Annotated in this window: 13 protein-coding genes; 3 read left to right on the forward strand and 10 right to left on the reverse strand. The window is 71.0% G+C overall.

Features of this window, described 5'->3' with window-relative positions; genetic code table 11:
• Positions 1-297: 297 nt before the first annotated feature.
• On the reverse strand, positions 298-1,248 hold the full coding sequence (locus DPM19_RS13260; RefSeq protein WP_111866906.1) for a D-alanine--D-alanine ligase family protein: 951 nt from the start codon (positions 1,246-1,248) through the stop codon (positions 298-300).
• Between the two features lie 132 nt (positions 1,249-1,380).
• Entirely contained in the window at positions 1,381-2,613 is a 1,233-nt protein-coding gene (locus tag DPM19_RS13265) for an aminotransferase-like domain-containing protein (protein ID WP_111866909.1), read from the reverse strand.
• Positions 2,614-2,859: 246 nt separating this feature from the next.
• Between DPM19_RS13265 and DPM19_RS13270 the strand changes: the two genes are divergently transcribed.
• The gene (locus tag DPM19_RS13270; protein WP_111866912.1) at positions 2,860-3,477 is read left to right on the forward strand and encodes a GNAT family N-acetyltransferase; all 618 of its coding nucleotides are present in this window, start codon (positions 2,860-2,862) and stop codon (positions 3,475-3,477) included.
• Positions 3,478-3,549: 72 nt separating this feature from the next.
• Here the strand turns inward: DPM19_RS13270 and trxA are convergent, their stop codons facing one another.
• Both trxA and trxB read right to left on the reverse strand, forming a co-directional pair.
• Entirely contained in the window at positions 3,550-3,864 is a 315-nt protein-coding gene (trxA, locus tag DPM19_RS13275; protein ID WP_111866914.1) for a thioredoxin, read from the reverse strand.
• A gap of 37 nt (positions 3,865-3,901) precedes the next feature.
• Positions 3,902-4,858 carry a thioredoxin-disulfide reductase gene (trxB, locus tag DPM19_RS13280; RefSeq protein WP_111866916.1) on the reverse strand — a complete coding sequence of 319 codons (957 nt, stop codon included), beginning with the start codon at positions 4,856-4,858 and terminating at the stop codon, positions 3,902-3,904.
• Between the two features lie 113 nt (positions 4,859-4,971).
• Between trxB and DPM19_RS13285 the strand changes: the two genes are divergently transcribed.
• Positions 4,972-5,547: a dienelactone hydrolase family protein gene (locus DPM19_RS13285; protein WP_111866919.1), complete on the forward strand. Its 576-nt coding sequence runs from the start codon at positions 4,972-4,974 to the stop codon at positions 5,545-5,547.
• Here the strand turns inward: DPM19_RS13285 and DPM19_RS13290 are convergent.
• From DPM19_RS13290 to DPM19_RS13315, 6 genes are all read right to left on the reverse strand, one after another.
• Complete coding sequence (locus tag DPM19_RS13290; protein ID WP_111866921.1) at positions 5,537-6,304, reverse strand: anti-sigma factor family protein; 768 nt, start codon at positions 6,302-6,304, stop codon at positions 5,537-5,539. The two genes, DPM19_RS13285 and DPM19_RS13290, sit on opposite strands and share 11 nt — an antisense overlap.
• The gene (sigM, locus tag DPM19_RS13295) at positions 6,301-6,915 is read right to left on the reverse strand and encodes an RNA polymerase sigma factor SigM (RefSeq protein WP_111866924.1); all 615 of its coding nucleotides are present in this window, start codon (positions 6,913-6,915) and stop codon (positions 6,301-6,303) included. The genes DPM19_RS13290 and sigM overlap by 4 nt, the downstream gene beginning before the upstream one ends.
• Positions 6,916-7,085: 170 nt before the next feature.
• The gene (locus DPM19_RS13300) at positions 7,086-8,618 is read right to left on the reverse strand and encodes a protein kinase family protein (RefSeq protein WP_111866927.1); all 1,533 of its coding nucleotides are present in this window, start codon (positions 8,616-8,618) and stop codon (positions 7,086-7,088) included.
• 178 nt (positions 8,619-8,796) lie between these two features.
• The gene (murJ, locus tag DPM19_RS13305; protein WP_233510120.1) at positions 8,797-10,578 is read right to left on the reverse strand and encodes a murein biosynthesis integral membrane protein MurJ; all 1,782 of its coding nucleotides are present in this window, start codon (positions 10,576-10,578) and stop codon (positions 8,797-8,799) included.
• A gap of 18 nt (positions 10,579-10,596) precedes the next feature.
• Entirely contained in the window at positions 10,597-12,693 is a 2,097-nt protein-coding gene (locus DPM19_RS13310) for a DUF6049 family protein (RefSeq protein ID WP_146778851.1), read from the reverse strand.
• Positions 12,694-12,801: 108 nt separating this feature from the next.
• Positions 12,802-13,317 (reverse strand): aminoacyl-tRNA deacylase, encoded by a 516-nt coding sequence (locus tag DPM19_RS13315; protein WP_111866935.1) that lies wholly within the window; start codon positions 13,315-13,317, stop codon positions 12,802-12,804.
• Between the two features lie 243 nt (positions 13,318-13,560).
• Here DPM19_RS13315 and DPM19_RS13320 point away from each other — a divergent pair, with 243 nt between their 5' ends.
• Positions 13,561-15,009, forward strand: a complete 1,449-nt coding sequence (locus tag DPM19_RS13320) for a CCA tRNA nucleotidyltransferase (RefSeq protein WP_111866937.1) — start codon at positions 13,561-13,563, stop codon at positions 15,007-15,009.
• The last annotated feature ends 374 nt before the right edge of the window (positions 15,010-15,383 follow it).

Below are 15,383 nucleotides of genomic sequence, written 5' to 3' on the forward strand. Positions count from 1 at the left end.
GATCCGGGAAAGCAACTCCCGAGGAGCGAACCACGCTGGTTTCACGTGAAACGGCGGCGAGCGATGAAGTGGCACAGGGCGGGATCGGCTGCAACCTCTGCCGAGCGCGAGGGCCTGTCTCAAAGCGGGGCCAGCCGCCTTCCCGCGGTGCCGGTACTGCCTGTGCTCCCTTCGGCGCCTCAGGAGTGCGGACGCAGTTGGTGCCGATGCCGTAAGGAGGCTGTTGACCTCTCTTCGAGACACGCCTTAGGACCGGCGGCTCGTGAAGCGACTTCTACGAATCGCGCCGCGCAGGTTTCACGTGAAACGGCGGCGAGCGATGAGGTCACGAAGGGCCGACCCCAGGTCGAGGTGCGCAGCGCTCAGGGCTCGCGGGAAGAGGCTCGTCTCCGTCATGCCGGGTGCCACATTCACTTCGAGGAAGTGCGCCTGGCCTTCATCGTCCACGATGAGGTCCGTACGGGAGATGTCGCGCAGCCCAAGCGCACGGTGAGCGGTGAACGCCATGTCGGCGGCTTGCTCCGCTGCTTTGGCCGGCAGGCGAGCCGGCGCGATGAACTCGGTGTCGCCCGCGTCGTAGCGAGCGGTGTAGTCGTAGATCCCGCTCTCGCCGGGGATGACCTCGACAGCGGGAAGCGCGATGGGGACACCGTCTCGTTCGATCACGCTGATGGCCAGTTCGGTACCCGAGACGTATTGCTCAATCAGCGCGGTGTCGCCGTAGGCGAAGCAGCCCATCATTGCGGTCGGCAGCGCGGCAGCCTCCCGGACCACGGACGTGCCCAGCGCCGAGCCGCCCCGGGCGGGCTTCACGAAGAGCGGCAGCCCCAACTGAGCCACGACCCGGTCGAGCACGGCCGTTGCCCCCAGGTCGTGGAAGAGTTCCTTGGGTAGAGCGACCGATCGGGGAGTGCGCAGTCCCGCCCGCCGGACGACGGCCTTGGCGGTGGGCTTGTCCCAGGCGACCCGGCAGGCGTCCGGCCGTGCCCCCACGTAGCGCAGGTCGAGAAGTTCGAGGACGTCCCGGATCGCCCCGTCCTCACCCGAGGCACCGTGCAGAACGGGAAGGACCACATCCGGCGGATCGTGGGTCAGCGCTGCCAGCAGCGAGGCGTCGGCGTCCCGGATCTCCACATCGACTTCCATGGCGCGGAGCGCGTCCATGACTCGACGCCCCGAGCGCAGGGACACCTCTCGCTCGTACGAGAGCCCCCCTGCCAGCACGACGACATGTCCCGGATCAGTCACACGACTCCCTGCCCGTCAACGCTCCGCACGGCACGCCGGCTTCTCCGGCTTGTACCTGTCTGGGGGGATCCTCCCAGCCCCGCCGAGCTCGGCGTCACCCGGCCACTGAGCCGGGTGACGGGACGGGCGGGATCAGAGAGTGTTCGGAGCGGGGGTGTCGACGCCGTGCGTGGCGGTGGGAGTCGTCGAGCCGAAGGTGGCCTGGAGGGAGAGTTCCTGCTCCACCACGGCGGCCAGGCGGCGGACGCCCTCGCGGATCCGGGCGGGCTCGGGGTAGCAGTACGACAGCCGCATATGGCGGTGGCCGGTGCCGTCGGCATAGAAGCCGGTGCCCGGTACGTACGCCACCCGGGCGGCGATCGCACGCGGCGCCATCGCCTTCGCGTCGAGCCCTTCCGGCAGCGTCAGCCACACGTAGAAGCCGCCGGCCGGCCGCGTCCAGGCGCAGCCTTCGGGCATCAGGTCGGCCAGCGAGTCGAGCATGGTGTCGCGCCGCTCCCGGTAGAGCTCCCGGAACGCCTTGATCTGCTGCTTCCAGGGCTGGGTCGCGAGGTACTCGCGGACCGCGAACTGGGAGAGGTTTGAATGGCTCAGCATCGCGGACTCGGCGGCCAGCACCAGCTTGGCGCGCACCGCGTGCGGGGCGAGCACCCAGCCGATCCGGAAGCCGGGCGCGAAGGTCTTGGAGAAGGAGCCGAGATAGATGACCCGGTCGGCGTCGTCGGCCCGCAGCGCCCGCAGCGGGGCCTCGTCGAAGCCGAGCAGCCCGTAGGGATTGTCCTCGACCACGAGCACGTCGTGGGCGGCGCAGATGTCGAGGACCTCGGCCCGCCGCGCAGCCGACAGGGTCACGCCCGCAGGGTTGTGGAAGTTCGGCACCGTGTAGAGGAACTTCACCCGCCGCCCCTCGCGCCGTAGCCGGCCCAGGGTCTCGCGCAGCGCCGCGGGGATCAGCCCGGCGTCGTCCAGCGGCACGTGCGCCACCTCGGCCTGGTAGGCCGCGAAGGTGCCGAGCGCCCCCACGTACGACGGCGCCTCGGCGACCACCACATCCCCGGGGTCGACGAAGATCCGGGCCAGCAGGTCGAGGCCCTGCTGGGAGCCGACCGTCACCACCACGTCGTCGGCCGAGGCGCGGACGCCCTCCAGCGCCATCACCTCGCAGATCCGCTCGCGTAGTTCCGGATCGCCCTGCGCCGACCCGTACTGCAGCGCCTCGGAGCCGCGCCGGGCGGTCAGCTCACCGAGCATTTCGCCCACCACGTCGAGCGGCAGCGCCGAGACGGAGGGCATTCCACCGGCCAGCGACACGATTTCCGGACGGGAGGCGACCGCGAACAGAGCGCGGATCTCGGAGGCCACCATGCCTTGGGCACGGGCGGCGTAACGGTCGATGTAGGCGTCTGTACGCGAATGCTCTGTCACTGAGGCCCTCCGAGGCCGACGGTTCCTGCAACCTACGCCATGTGCGGTACGAGTTGGCTGAGGCCCCCCGGAGAGTCGGGCGGCCGAACTGGGTAGTGACCCTCTGTCCGATACGATGCCCGAGGACCCCGGTGAGTTGCCGGGGAATTCCACGAAGGGCGCTCCGTACCAGAAGGGTGCCGGCCGGTGTCGCGTCGTCTCGTCAGTGTCACGCTGGACAATCTCGAAGATCTCCCTTCGCGGTGCCGCCGCTGCGTCTTCTGGGAGCTCGATCCGGTCAACCGCGATCGCGCCCTGGAGACGGGTGATCCGGAGCTGGAGAAGGAGGCGTGGGTCTCCTCCACCCTGCTCGAATGGGGCAGCTGCGGAAAGATCGTTTATGTCGACGGGGTTCCGGCGGGTTTCGTGCTGTACGCCCCGCCGCTGTACGTCCCGAGGTCGGTGGCGTTCCCCACTAGTCCGGTGAGCGCGGACGCGGTGCTGCTGATGACCGCGCACATCATGCCCGAGTTCGCCGGCGGCGGCCTGGGCCGGATGCTCGTCCAGGGCGTGGCCAAGGACCTCACCCGCCGGGGGGTGCGGGCCATCGAGGCGTTCGGCGACCTCCAGGGCGAGGAGAAGGCCTGCATGGTGCCCGCCGACTACCTGCTCTCGGTGGGCTTTAAAACGGTCCGGCCGCATCACCGGTTTCCTCGCCTGCGGCTGGAGCTCAAATCGGCCCTGTCGTGGCGTGAGGACGTCGAGGTCGCACTGGAGCGCCTGCTGGGCTCCATGACCCCAGAGGGCGCGCTCCGTCCCATCTGAGCCCCTCTCAGCGCCTCCGTAGACGGCGAACGGCCCCGCGCGGGGCGCGGGGCCGTTCGGAGCGGGTCAGGCTCAGATGAAGTCGGCGAGCTCGCGGAGCATCGCGGCCTTGGGCTTGGCGCCCATGATCTGCTTGACCACTTCGCCGCCCTGGTAGACGTTCATCGTCGGGATCTGCATGATGTCGTACTGGCGGGCGATCTCAGGGTTCTCGTCGATGTTGAGCTTGACGATCTCGATCTTGTCGCCGTGCTCCTTCGCGATCTCCTCCAGGACCGGCGCCACCATCCGGCACGGCGCGCACCACTCGGCCCAGAAGTCGACCACGACGGGCTTGTCTCTCTTGAGTACCTCGGCGGCGAAATCGGCGTCGGTCACGGCCTTCATGCTGTCTCCTTCACTGTCGTGACGGCTGGTGGAGCCGTCACCTTTCTTCGTGGACCAGCTGCGCGGCGCCCTGGTCCTGCAGCCAGCGCTCCGCGTCGATCGCTGCGGCGCATCCGGTGCCGGCCGCGGTGATGGCCTGCCGGTAGACGTGGTCGACCACGTCGCCGGACGCGAAAACTCCGGGGATCTTGGTGCGGGTGGTGGGTGCCTCGACGAGGAGGTAGCCGTCCGCGTCGGTGTCGAGCTGCCCGGCGAACAGCTCGCTGCGCGGGTCGTGGCCGATCGCGATGAACAGCCCGGTGGCCTCCAGCGTGGTCTTCTCGTCCGTCTTGCGGTTGCGGATCTGCACGCCGGTGAGCCGGTCGTCGCCCAGGATCTCGGTGACCTCGCTGTCCCAGATGAACTTGATCTTCTCGTTGGCGAACGCCCGGTCCTGCATGATCTTGCTGGCGCGGAGCTCGTCCCGCCGGTGCACGACGGTCACCGAGCTGGCGAACTTGGTCAGGAAGAGGGCCTCCTCCATCGCGGTGTCGCCGCCGCCGACCACGACGATGTCCTTCCCCTTGAAGAAGAACCCGTCGCAGGTGGCGCACCAGGAGACACCGCGGCCGGACAGCCGCTTCTCGTTCTCCAGGCCCAGCTCGCGGTAGCCGGAGCCGGTCGCGATGATCACGCTTCTGGCGAGGTGGACCTCGTCGCCCACCTTGACGACCTTGGGGTCGGCGGTGAGGTCGACCTCGGTCACGTCGTCGGTGACCAGTTCCGCCCCGAACCGCTCGGCCTGCTTGCGCAGGCTCTCCATCAGCTCCGGGCCCATGATCCCGTCCGGGAAGCCGGGGAAGTTCTCGACCTCGGTGGTGTTCATCAGGGCACCGCCCCAGCTCACCGAACCTTCGAACACCAGGGGCTTCAGGTCGCCGCGCGCGGCGTAGACCGCCGCCGTGTAGCCCGCCGGCCCGGAGCCGATGATGATCACATTGCGGACGTCGCTCACTGTGCCTCTCCTGTTCAGTGACCTGGGTGGCGCTCCGGCGAGGGAACACGGATCGCCAGTGGCGTCAACCGATCCTAGAGGCCGATGATTCCCGGCAGTCATACCCTGGGGAGATGGCGCGAATACTGCTGCTGCACTCGGCTTACGGGCTGCGGCCCGCCGTCCACGAGGCGGCCGACCGGCTGCGCGCGGCCGGGCACGAGGTGGAGGTTCCGGACCTGTACGACGGCCGGGTGGTCGACACCGTCAAGGCGGGCATGGCGATCAAGGACGAGATCGGCACCGAAGGGTTGCTGAAACGGGCCGTGGCGGCCGCCGCACCGCACTCGGAACACGGCCTGGTGTACGCGGGCTTCTCGATGGGCGGGGCGCTGGCCCAGAACCTGGCGCTGGCCGACGAGCGCGCCCGGGGGCTGCTGCTGATGCACGGCACCTCGGACATGACCGACGACGCGGCCACCGAGATCCCGGTGCAACTGCACGTGGCCGACCCGGACCCGTTCGAGAGCGACGACTGGCTGAACGCCTGGTACCTGCGGATGCGCCGGGCCGGTGCGGAGGCCGAGGTCTACCGCTACCGCGGCGCCGGCCACCTGTTCACCGACCCGGAACTGCCCGACCACGACGCCGAGGCCGCCGAGCGGGCCTGGGCGATCGCGCTGGGTTTCCTGGCCGAGCTCAGCGACTGATCTGCAGGCGCTGCACCACGTCGGGCCGGCCCGCGGCGCAGCCGGGGCCGGCCACCACCACGTCGAACCGGCCCTCTCCGGCCGGCAGCAGGACGAGCGTGGCGGGAGCCCCCTCGTAGCGGGCGACCTCCACCAGGTACGGCTGCCGGTTCCCGGCGACCGCGGAGACGCAGCCGGCGAGTTCGGCCGGTGCCGCTCCGCCGCCCGGTGGGGGCGGGCTCGCCAGCCCGGCGCGCAGCCGTTCCGCGAGCGTGCCGGAACGGTAGTCGGTGCCGCTCCGCAGGACCGGATAACCGCTGCGGTCGGAACGGGACGACAGGGCCCCTTCCGACGCGCCGCGGTCGGTGGGGTCGGCGACCCGGGGTGGGGTGGCCTGCGCGGTGCCCTCGGGGGAATCGGCCCCCTTGAGCACCGCACCGCCTATCAGTACGCCGCCGCCGATCGCCACGACGGATGCCGCGGCGACCGACAGGATCTGCCAACGGCGGCCGGCGCGCCGGTGCGTGAGACTCGTCACCGTGCTCGAGGACATCGCCTCGGCCATGATGGCGGCGTCCAGCCGGGCCGCCAGATCGGCCGGCATGTCGGGTGCGGGAGCCTCCGCCAGGATTCGGGAGACGTCCGCAAGCTCGGCGGATCGCTCCCGGCACTCGGCGCAGTCGTCGAGATGCTCGTTGGCAGAGGCGGCATGCTCATGGTCGAGCAGCCCTTCGGCAAGCTCGGCCAGGGTGTCGTAATCCAGGTGTGCGGGGTTCACGTGGACTCGCCACCTCCTTCCTCCGTATCTCCGACGATTCCGTTGGCTCGCCGGTTCCGGAGATGGCCGAGAAGGGGAACGAGCCGGGCCCGGCCCCGGGCACAGCGACTCTTGATCGTGCCGGGCGGAACCTCCAGCACGCGGGCCGCGTCGTCGACGGCGTAGCCCATCATGTCCACGAGGATCAGCGCCGAGCGCTGCTCGGGGGAGAGCATCTGAAGCGCCGCGATCACGTCGAGGGAGACGCCGTGCGCGTCGGTGGGGTCGGCCATCTTGGGCGCGACCGAGTCGAAGGTGGCGTCGTCGCCGATCGGCACGAAGGGACGGATCGCCTTGCGGCGCAGCCGGTCCAGGCAGGCGTTGACCACGATGCGGTGCAGCCAGGTGGTGACCGCCGCGTCGCCGCGGAACCGGGCGGCCGCACGGAATGCGGACAGGAAGGCGTCCTGCAGGGCGTCGGAGGCCTCCTCCGGGTCGCCGAGGGTGCGCAGCGCCACCGCCCACATCCGGTCGCGGTGCCGCTGCACCAGCTCACCGAACGCGTGCGGGTCTCCCTGGGTGTGCCGGGCCAGCAGTTCCTTGTCGGGGACCACGTCGCTCACGAACGCCATGGCAGCGGTCCTCTGCTGGGCGGCAGGACGGCCTCGATCCGCGCCGTCCGCACTCCGGCCGTACTTGATCGAGTTGGCACGCGCGTTCCTGGGGGGAGGGGGCTGACTGTCTGCTGACAGGCACGATACCGACTAGTGGCGACGATCGTCACAGATCACCGTGGGGAGGGTCAGCCCGCCCCGTAGACCACCACGTCCTTGACCACGGCCCGGAACTTGCCCTCGATCTGCGGCAGCTTGCTGAAGTAGACCAGCACGTACCGGCCGCGGGCCTGCTCGGTGTCGAGTTCGAAGGTGCCGATGGCGGAGTTCATCCGGGCCGCCTGGCGGGACGTCAGGTCGGGGCTGTCTCCGATGTGCAGCCGGACCGTGCCGGGCACGCCGCCGGGCATGACGACCTTGACCTTGCCGACCGTCACCGGACGACCCATGTCGAGCACCAGGCCGAGCCCCTGCTTCAGCCCGGCGTAGTTGGCCGCGAAGTAGTGCTGGGTGTGCCACTCGGTGGACCCCTTGCCGTCGATGACGTTGCGGGTGCCCGTCTGGTAGGCGGTGTCGGGGTTCTTCAGCGGGGTCGGGTCGAAGCCGTGGACGGACTGGACGTCGAGGGCCTGGACCGCCGGCCGGGTGGCCGTCGGCGTCGGGGTCGGGGTGCCCTGCGCGGCCGGCGGGGAGTCGCCCCTGGTCAGCGACCAGGCGGCGAGGCCGACGATGACGGTGACCGCCGCGGCGGCCACGCCGAGCAGCGCGCGGTTGACGGACTTGGGCGCCCCACCGGCCGGGATCGGCGCGGGTGAGGCCGGCCGCGTCCGTGAATGCGGGTGCGGGTGCGGCCGGGTGGGCGGCGGGGGAGCCGGGGTGTGCAGGGCGGTCGCCGGCTCGCGGACGGGCCGGTGCACCACGGCGGGCGGCGGGCCGGTGGCGGGGCCGGCGAACAACGGCAGCGGGGTCCGGGGCACGCCGCCCAGGGCGGAGACGAACTCGTCCGGGGTGCGCATCGGCTGCTGGGTGCGCACGTGCAGCGCCTGGCAGACCAGCGAGTCGAGCAGGTGCGGTACGCCCGGCTTGACCTGGCGGGGGCCCCACAGCTCGCCGTTGGCGGCGGGCGCGTCCGGCAGCGAGCTCGGCTGCTCCCCGGGCCAGCGGGCGGTGAGCGCGGCGTAGAGCAGCCGGCCCAGCCCCTGGGTGTCGGCCAGCGCGGGGTCGGCGGCGGTCTCGTCGGCGAGCACCGCGTCGACCGCCATGCCCAGCAGCTTGACGGTGCCGCCGGTGGTCCACAGCAGGTCCCGGGGGGTCAGCCGCAGATGCGCCAGGCCGGCGGCATGCGCAGCGGCGACCGCCTCGGCGGCCTCGTAGAGCAGGGTCGCGGCCCGGCCGGGCTCCAGCGGACCCTTGGCGAGCAGCATCTGCTCCAGGGTCTCGCCGGTGACCCACTCGCTGACCACGTACGCCAGCTCGCCGCTGTCGTCGGCGTCGAAGACCTGGGTCAGCCGGGGGTCGGTGAGCCGGCTCGCGGCACGGGCGGCGGTGACCACCTGGCCGGCACGGGCGAAGGTCGGATCGAAGGTCCGGACGGCCACGGCCCGGGCCAGGATCTCGTCGATCGCCTTCCAGAGGGTCGAACCGCCTGCCTCGCTGACCCGGGTCTCAAGACGGTAGCGGCCGGCGAGGCGGGTTCCGGGCTCGATGGTGGACGTGCTCACGGCATCGTCCTGCGCAGGTGGTCGCGTCCCATTTCAGTGGCGGGGCAGACGCCTCCGGCCCTCCTCTTCGCGGTTCCGCGGGTATCGCTCGGCAAGCGTAGTTCCCCAACATGGTAGTGGGTCGCCTCAAGACATAGTCGGACTTATTGCTGCGCGTCCTCAACCGGTAATGGAGAGTTTAACTTCTGCCGGGCAGTCGGGAGGTGACCGTGGAGAGCAACGTCTGTACCTCGGCGACCCGCAGCAGCCGGGCGAACACCAGGTAGAGCAGGCCACCGCCCGTGCTGCCGACGACCAGCGCGACGACCGAGGCGGGAAAACCGGGGCCGATCGCGGCGTCGGAGACCGCGTGGGCGGCGTAGGCGAACCCGATCAGCGGCCAGATCGCCACCGCCAGCTTGAGGTTGGTGCCCACGATGCGCCGCCCGTCCACACCCTCCAGCTTGCGGCGCAGGATCAGCCAGCAGACCAGCGTGCCGGTGAGGTTGGCCACCGCGAAGCCGCCGGCGATGCCCATCGCGACCCGCTCGGTCGGCAGCGTGTTGTACAGCACCAGGGCGAGCGCGACGTTGGTGGACACCGTGACGATCGCCACCAGCGCGGGGGTGCGGGTGTCGCTGTGCGCGTAGAAGACCCGGAGCATGAGCTGGTACGCCGAGAACGGCACCAGCGCGATGGCGAACATCCGCATCACGTCGCCGATCACCAGCGCGTCGGGACGGGTCGTCTGGCCGTGCGCGAACAGCGCGGTCGCGATGTCCGGCGCGAGCACGAACATCAGCGCGGCGGCCGGCAGGATGACGACGGTGGCCAGCCGCAGCCCGGCGGAGAAGTCGTCCCGGACCAGCGACCGCTTGCCCTCGGCGGCGTGCTCGCTCATCCGGGGCAGCAGCGCGGTGATCACGGTGACGCCGATGATCGCGTACGGCAGCTGGAAGAGCTGGTAGGCGTTGAAGTAGGGGGTGTAGCCGACGTTGCCGACACCTTCCAGCCGGCCCTGGACGCCCACGGCGTTGAGCAGGTTGGTGGTGACCGCGAAGCCGGCCTGGGTGATCACGACGTAGGCCAGCGTCCAGATCGCCATCCCGCCGATCTGTCCCAGCTCGCCGCGGCGGAAGTCGAACCGGGGCCGCCACCGGAACCCGGAGCCGCGCAGCGACGGCCACAGCGCCAGGGTCTGGACGGCGATGCCGCCGATGGTGCCGGTGGCCAGCAGCGCCACCTCGGTGCCGGTGATGGACTCGGGGGTGACCTTCCCGGTGGTGACCAGCAGGAAGGTCACGCCGGTGACGCAGATCACGATGTTGTTGAGCACCGGCGCCCACATCGGCGCGACGAACCGCTGCCGGGTGTTGAGGATCGCCCCGGCGAACGCGCTCACCCCGAGGAAGAAGATCTGGACGGCGAACAGCCGCGCGAAGAGCACCGCGAGATCGCGCTGCTCGCCCTGGAAGTCGCTGCCGTAGATGTTGATCAGCAGTGGGGCCAGCAGGGCGGCCACGGCGGCCATCACGGCGAGCCCGGTCAGCGCCAGGGTGAACAGCCGCTGCTCGTACTGCCGGCCGTAGACCGGGTCGCGCTCCCTGGCGCGGACCAGCAGCGGCACCACCACCGCGGTCAGGATCCCGCCGAGCAGCAGGTCGTAGACGATGAACGGGATCGTGTTGGCGGTGTTGTACGCGTCACCCAGCGCGGCGGTGCCGAGGGCGGCCACCAGGATGACGCTGCGCAGGAAGCCGGTGATCCGGGAGGCGAGCGTGCCGACGGCCATCATCGCGCCCGACCGCAGCAGGCTCGACGCCCGCCCGCCGGACGGTGCCTGGGGATGTTTTTCGCCCTCGGCCGGGCCGGGCCCGCGCGGGGCGACCGGCTCCGCGCCGGCCGGCCGGCCCTGTGTCCCGGACCCCTGCGGGGACGGGTCAGTCGACCCCTGCTCCGCTCCGGTCGGCTGACTCGTCAACGGACCACTCCTCCGCTCTCAGTCCTCCGCGCCGGCCTCCGGCCCGGCGGATTGCGCCGCGACCCGCCGCCTGGCCCGCACCGCGCGGGTGCCGACGCCGACGAAGAGTACGGCAAGAGCGCCGCCGGTGATGAGGAGGGCATCTCGTCCATAGCCTGTCGTACGCACCGTGATGGACGCGGGCGTTCCCAGCTTTCTGCCCTGGGGCGTCAGCAGTTCCAGGTCGACGGGGGCGTTCACGTTGCCGGACGCCTGGACGACGATACGGACCGTGTCCTTCTCCCCGGGGCGCAGCGTGCGGATCGTCTGGTAGTCGCCGATCTTGAGGCCGGGGTTCCGCGAGGTGACCCTGAGCCGGACCTTGGCGGTCTGGTCGATCAGGTCGTTGGCGACCGTGATCAGCAGGTGCCCGGACTTGCCCGCGACGGTGTAGCGGGTGGTGGTGACCAGGCGGATGTTCTCGATCTCGTCGTCCAGCTCCGTCGCGAGCTGCTGCCGGGCGGTGCGGGCGCTGCCCGGCCGGCCGCGCCAGGCGGCGGACTCGATGCGCAGCATGGCCTGCTCGTGGGAGTTCACCGGCGGTTGCAGCGCGGTGGAGAACAGCCGGGCGCGCGAGGCGAGCGCCCGCACCTCCCGCAGGTAGGTCGCGCCGAGCTCGTAGTTCTCGTAGACGGGGTGGTAGCCGATGAAGGTCCGTGGCTGCTGCTTGGCCCTGACGATCTGGTCGAGCGGCACCTCGGTGAGCCAGTCGGCCTGGGCGGTGTACTCCAGCAGCTGGCGGGCGAAGGCCGGGTCGGGGTTCCAGCCGCGGTTCGGTACGACCACCAGGGTGCGGGCGGTGGGAACCTCCGCGGTGATCATGGCGGTCTCGGCCAGGAAGCGCTGGGCGGTGAGCGTGGCGGCCCCCGGCGAGCGGCTGTCGGCACTGACGATCTTGCTCAGGGTCGAGTCGTAGGCGATCGTCGTGCGGTTCTTGTCGTCGGCGTGCAGGGCCGTCGTGGCGGACGGGGTGAAGATCCGGCTCGGCGGGATCAGCACGTCGCTGGTCATCAGGAACGTCTGCCGCCCGTAGCGGGCCATCAGGTCCAGGGTGCGCTGGTCGGCGGCGCCCTGCGGGGGCCAGGCGACGGACATCGCCGGCTGGCGGTTCATCAGGTCCTTGTCGGCGGCCACTCCGGAGTGCCGGTAGCCGACCCCGAGGTGCCCGCCCAGGCCGTTGCGGGCCAGCGCCACCGCGTCCGGGTCGGCGTAGGGCAGCGTGAAGTAGGGGTCGGTGGCGCTGGCGGTGCGCAGCTCGTTCAACCAGTGCTTGGCGGTGTCGCTGGCCGGCCTGCGGGCCGGGTCGGCGGTGGCCGACTTCCTGAGCGAGTAGCCGTCGGTCATGGCGCGGACGTCGTCGAGCAGTGCGGGGTCGATCGCCCAGGTGATCGGGGTGTCCGTGGTCTTGGCGGCGTCCACCAGCCCGCCGAGCCGCCCCGTCAGCCGCAGGTCCCGTTCCAGCCGGTCGTCGAAGAACACCGAGTCGTGGGACCGGTGCTGGCGGTCGATCAGCGGCCAGACCCAGGCGATCTTGGTTGGCTGGAAGGTCTTCTGGGCGGGCACGAAGTTCAGAAACGTGGTCTGGCTGGCGATCACCTGCTGGGAGCCGTTCAGCACGTCCACCGCGACGGGGTAGACGCCGAACTGCGCCATGCCCAGCGCGCGCGCACTGGTGGCGATCTTCCACGGGTACTCGGAGTTCAGTGCGAACACCGACGCCACCGGCTGCAACGCGGTCACGCGGGGCAGCGGCAGCCCGCTGCCCTGGTTGTGCTGGACGAGCTCGTACCGGCTGTTCAGCGGCTGGGCCCGGTAGCGCAGCCGGACCGACAGCCCGGCGATGTTCTGCCCGGTCAGGTTGGCGACGGACCCGGACAGCTCCACCCGGGACCGGCCGCCGGTCGGCCGGGTCAGCGGGCTGATCTTGTTGAGGGTGAGCTGGATCTGGGCGCGGGCGGCGTGGGCCCGGGGCTTGGCCACCTCAGCCGCCTTGGGTGCCGCGGCCAGGGCGGGCCCCACGGGCAGGCAGAACAGCACCGCGGCCAGTGCGGCGACCCGCCGAGCGGCGGGCCTCACGACGAACGCGCCAATGCCGCCCGTGGGCGGGGGGCGCCGGATCCCCGGGTCACGGCCTCGATCGTAGTCCCGCCGCCAGGGCGGTCAGACCGTACTTGCCCAAGATCGTCACCTCCGTCCTGCGTGGAGGGCGTCCGCCGGTCCGATCGGTTCGGCTCGGCTCAGCGTGTACAGGTCGATGGTCCGGATGCCCAGCGCGGTGCAGCTCTCCCCGGTGGCGGTGTAGACGACCTCGTCGAAGTGCAGGTCGTCGAGGACCCGGCCGTCGATGAAGACCGGCACGTCGCGCGGCAGCAGCAGCGGGCAGACGAGTTCGGCCGCGTACTCGGTGGCCGCGTTGACGAGGTGCGCGGGAGCGGGCCGGAGCGCCCGGACGCCGAGCGCGCGGCGCACCGGGTCGAGGTCCGGCGCGGGGCCCGCCACGGCGGAGATCACGGCGGCCAGCCGGCCGCGGTCGCCGGCGCGGTCGCCGGTATGGAGCTTGGTCGTCAGGCATCGGCGCGGAGCCAGGCCCAGGGCTGCGGGCAGTTCCTCGGCGGTGGAGATCGTCCGGGAGAGCCGCACGATCTCGTGCCGGGTTCCGCGTTCGATGAGCATGCGGTGGATGGCAAGAGCGTCCTTCATTGAACTGCCTCCGTCCTGACGAGGCCCGTCCTGCGGCGCCATATGGGTCACATCCACATACCCCCAGAAAGCCGTTGCTCCCGGCCGGGGTGGGCTGCATCATTCAGGTCGGCGCTACCGTTGGTGCCGCGAGTGGGTTCCGCATCGGGGCCACGCCTCCCGGTCTCGTCCTCGAGTGTCCAGAACGTAACCCGGAGATCGCACCCTGTACAGCCCGCTTTCGCCAGCCACAGCCAAGGAATCATGCCCGTGTCCAGCGACCTGTCACCGCAGCAGCGCCAGGCCATCACCGAGTTGCTCCGCCGCGTCATCCCGCCCGCCGTCGACGAGCTCGGCCACCGGTTCGCCAAGGCCGGCCACGAACTGGCGCTGGTGGGCGGCCCGGTACGGGACGCGCTGCTGAGCCGGCCCGGCAAGGACGTCGACCTCACCACCGACGCCCACCCGGACAAGATCCTGGAGCTGGTGGACGGCTGGGCCGACGCCATCTGGACGATCGGCATCGAGTTCGGCACGGTCGGCCTGCGCAAGGGCGACCTGCAGCTGGAGATCACCACCTACCGCAGCGAGTCCTACGACCCCAAGTCGCGCAAGCCCGAGGTGACGTACGGCACCTCGCTCCGCGACGACCTGGGCCGGCGCGACTTCGCGGTCAACGCGATGGCCGCCCGGCTGCCCGGCCCGGAGTTCGTCGACCCGTTCGGCGGGCTGGCCGACCTGCGCGACAAGCGGCTGCGCACCCCCGGGCGGCCTGAGGACTCCTTCAGCGACGACCCGCTGCGGATGCTGCGCGCGGCCCGGTTCGCCTCCCAGCTCGGGTTCACGGTCGCGCCCGAGGTGGTGGCCGCGATGCGGGACATGGCCGGGCGCATCGACATCGTGTCGGCCGAGCGGATCCGCGACGAGCTGTCCAAGCTGGTCTGCGGCCGGTACCCCCGCGCGGGGCTGGCCCTGCTGGTCGAGACCGGGCTGGCCGAGTACGTTCTGCCCGAGCTGCCCAAGCTGCGGCTGGAGATCGACGAGCACCACCGGCACAAGGACGTCTACGACCACTCGCTGATCGTGCTGGAGCAGGCGATCGCCCAGGAGGAGGACGGCCCCGACCTGGTGCTGCGGCTGGCCGCGCTGCTGCACGACATCGGCAAGCCGAAGACCCGCTCGTTCGAGCCGGGCGGCCGGGTCACCTTCCACCACCACGAGGTGGTCGGGGCGAAGATGACCAAGTCCCGGCTGATGGCGCTGCGCTACCCCAAGGACGTGGTGGCGGACGTGTCCCGGCTGGTCGAGCTGCACCTGCGGTTCCACGGCTACGGCACCGGCGAGTGGACGGACGCCGCGGTGCGCCGGTACGTCCGCGACGGCGGCCACCTGCTCGGCCGGTTGCACAAGCTGACCCGTGCCGACTGCACCACCCGCAACAAGCGCAAGGCCGAGCGGCTGCGCCGTACCTACGATGACCTGGAGCGGCGGATCGCCCGGCTGGCCGAGGAGGAGGAACTGGCCAAGATCCGTCCCGAGCTGGACGGCAACGCGATCCAGCGCGTCCTCGGTATCCCGCCCGGCCCGCTGGTCGGCAAGGCCTACCGCTTCCTGCTCGACCTGCGGCTGGACCGCGGCCCCATCGGCGAGGAGGCCGCCACCGAGGCCCTCCTGTCCTGGGCCCGCGCCCAGGGCCTGGAACCGCCCGCCTAGGGCCTGTCTCAAAGCAAGGTCAGGAGCCTTGCTACGGCACCAGCGACAACCGCGTCCCCGCTGCCCGCGTGATCCTTCAGTATCTGGGGCGCTATGGCGCCCTCAAAGCTGAAGGATCACCAGGTCAAGGGGCCTGGCCCGCTGATCCTTCAGGGTTCGGGGCGCTGGAGCGCACCGGATGCCGAAGGATCACGCCGGTAACGGCCCGAGGGGCTAGCGCGGCCGTTACCGGTATCCGTGGTGAGGCTTTCGACCCACTTTGAAACAGGCCTTAGCGCGGTGACCGTGGGCGTTCACTGGGCCGGCTCGACCGGCGTGGCCGCGGTACGTGACCTGCGGCGAGTGGAGCGGCGGGCCGGGGCCGGCTCGATCGC

The organism is Actinomadura craniellae, from assembly GCF_003289645.1.
Lineage (GTDB): Bacteria > Actinomycetota > Actinomycetes > Streptosporangiales > Streptosporangiaceae > Actinomadura_D > Actinomadura_D craniellae.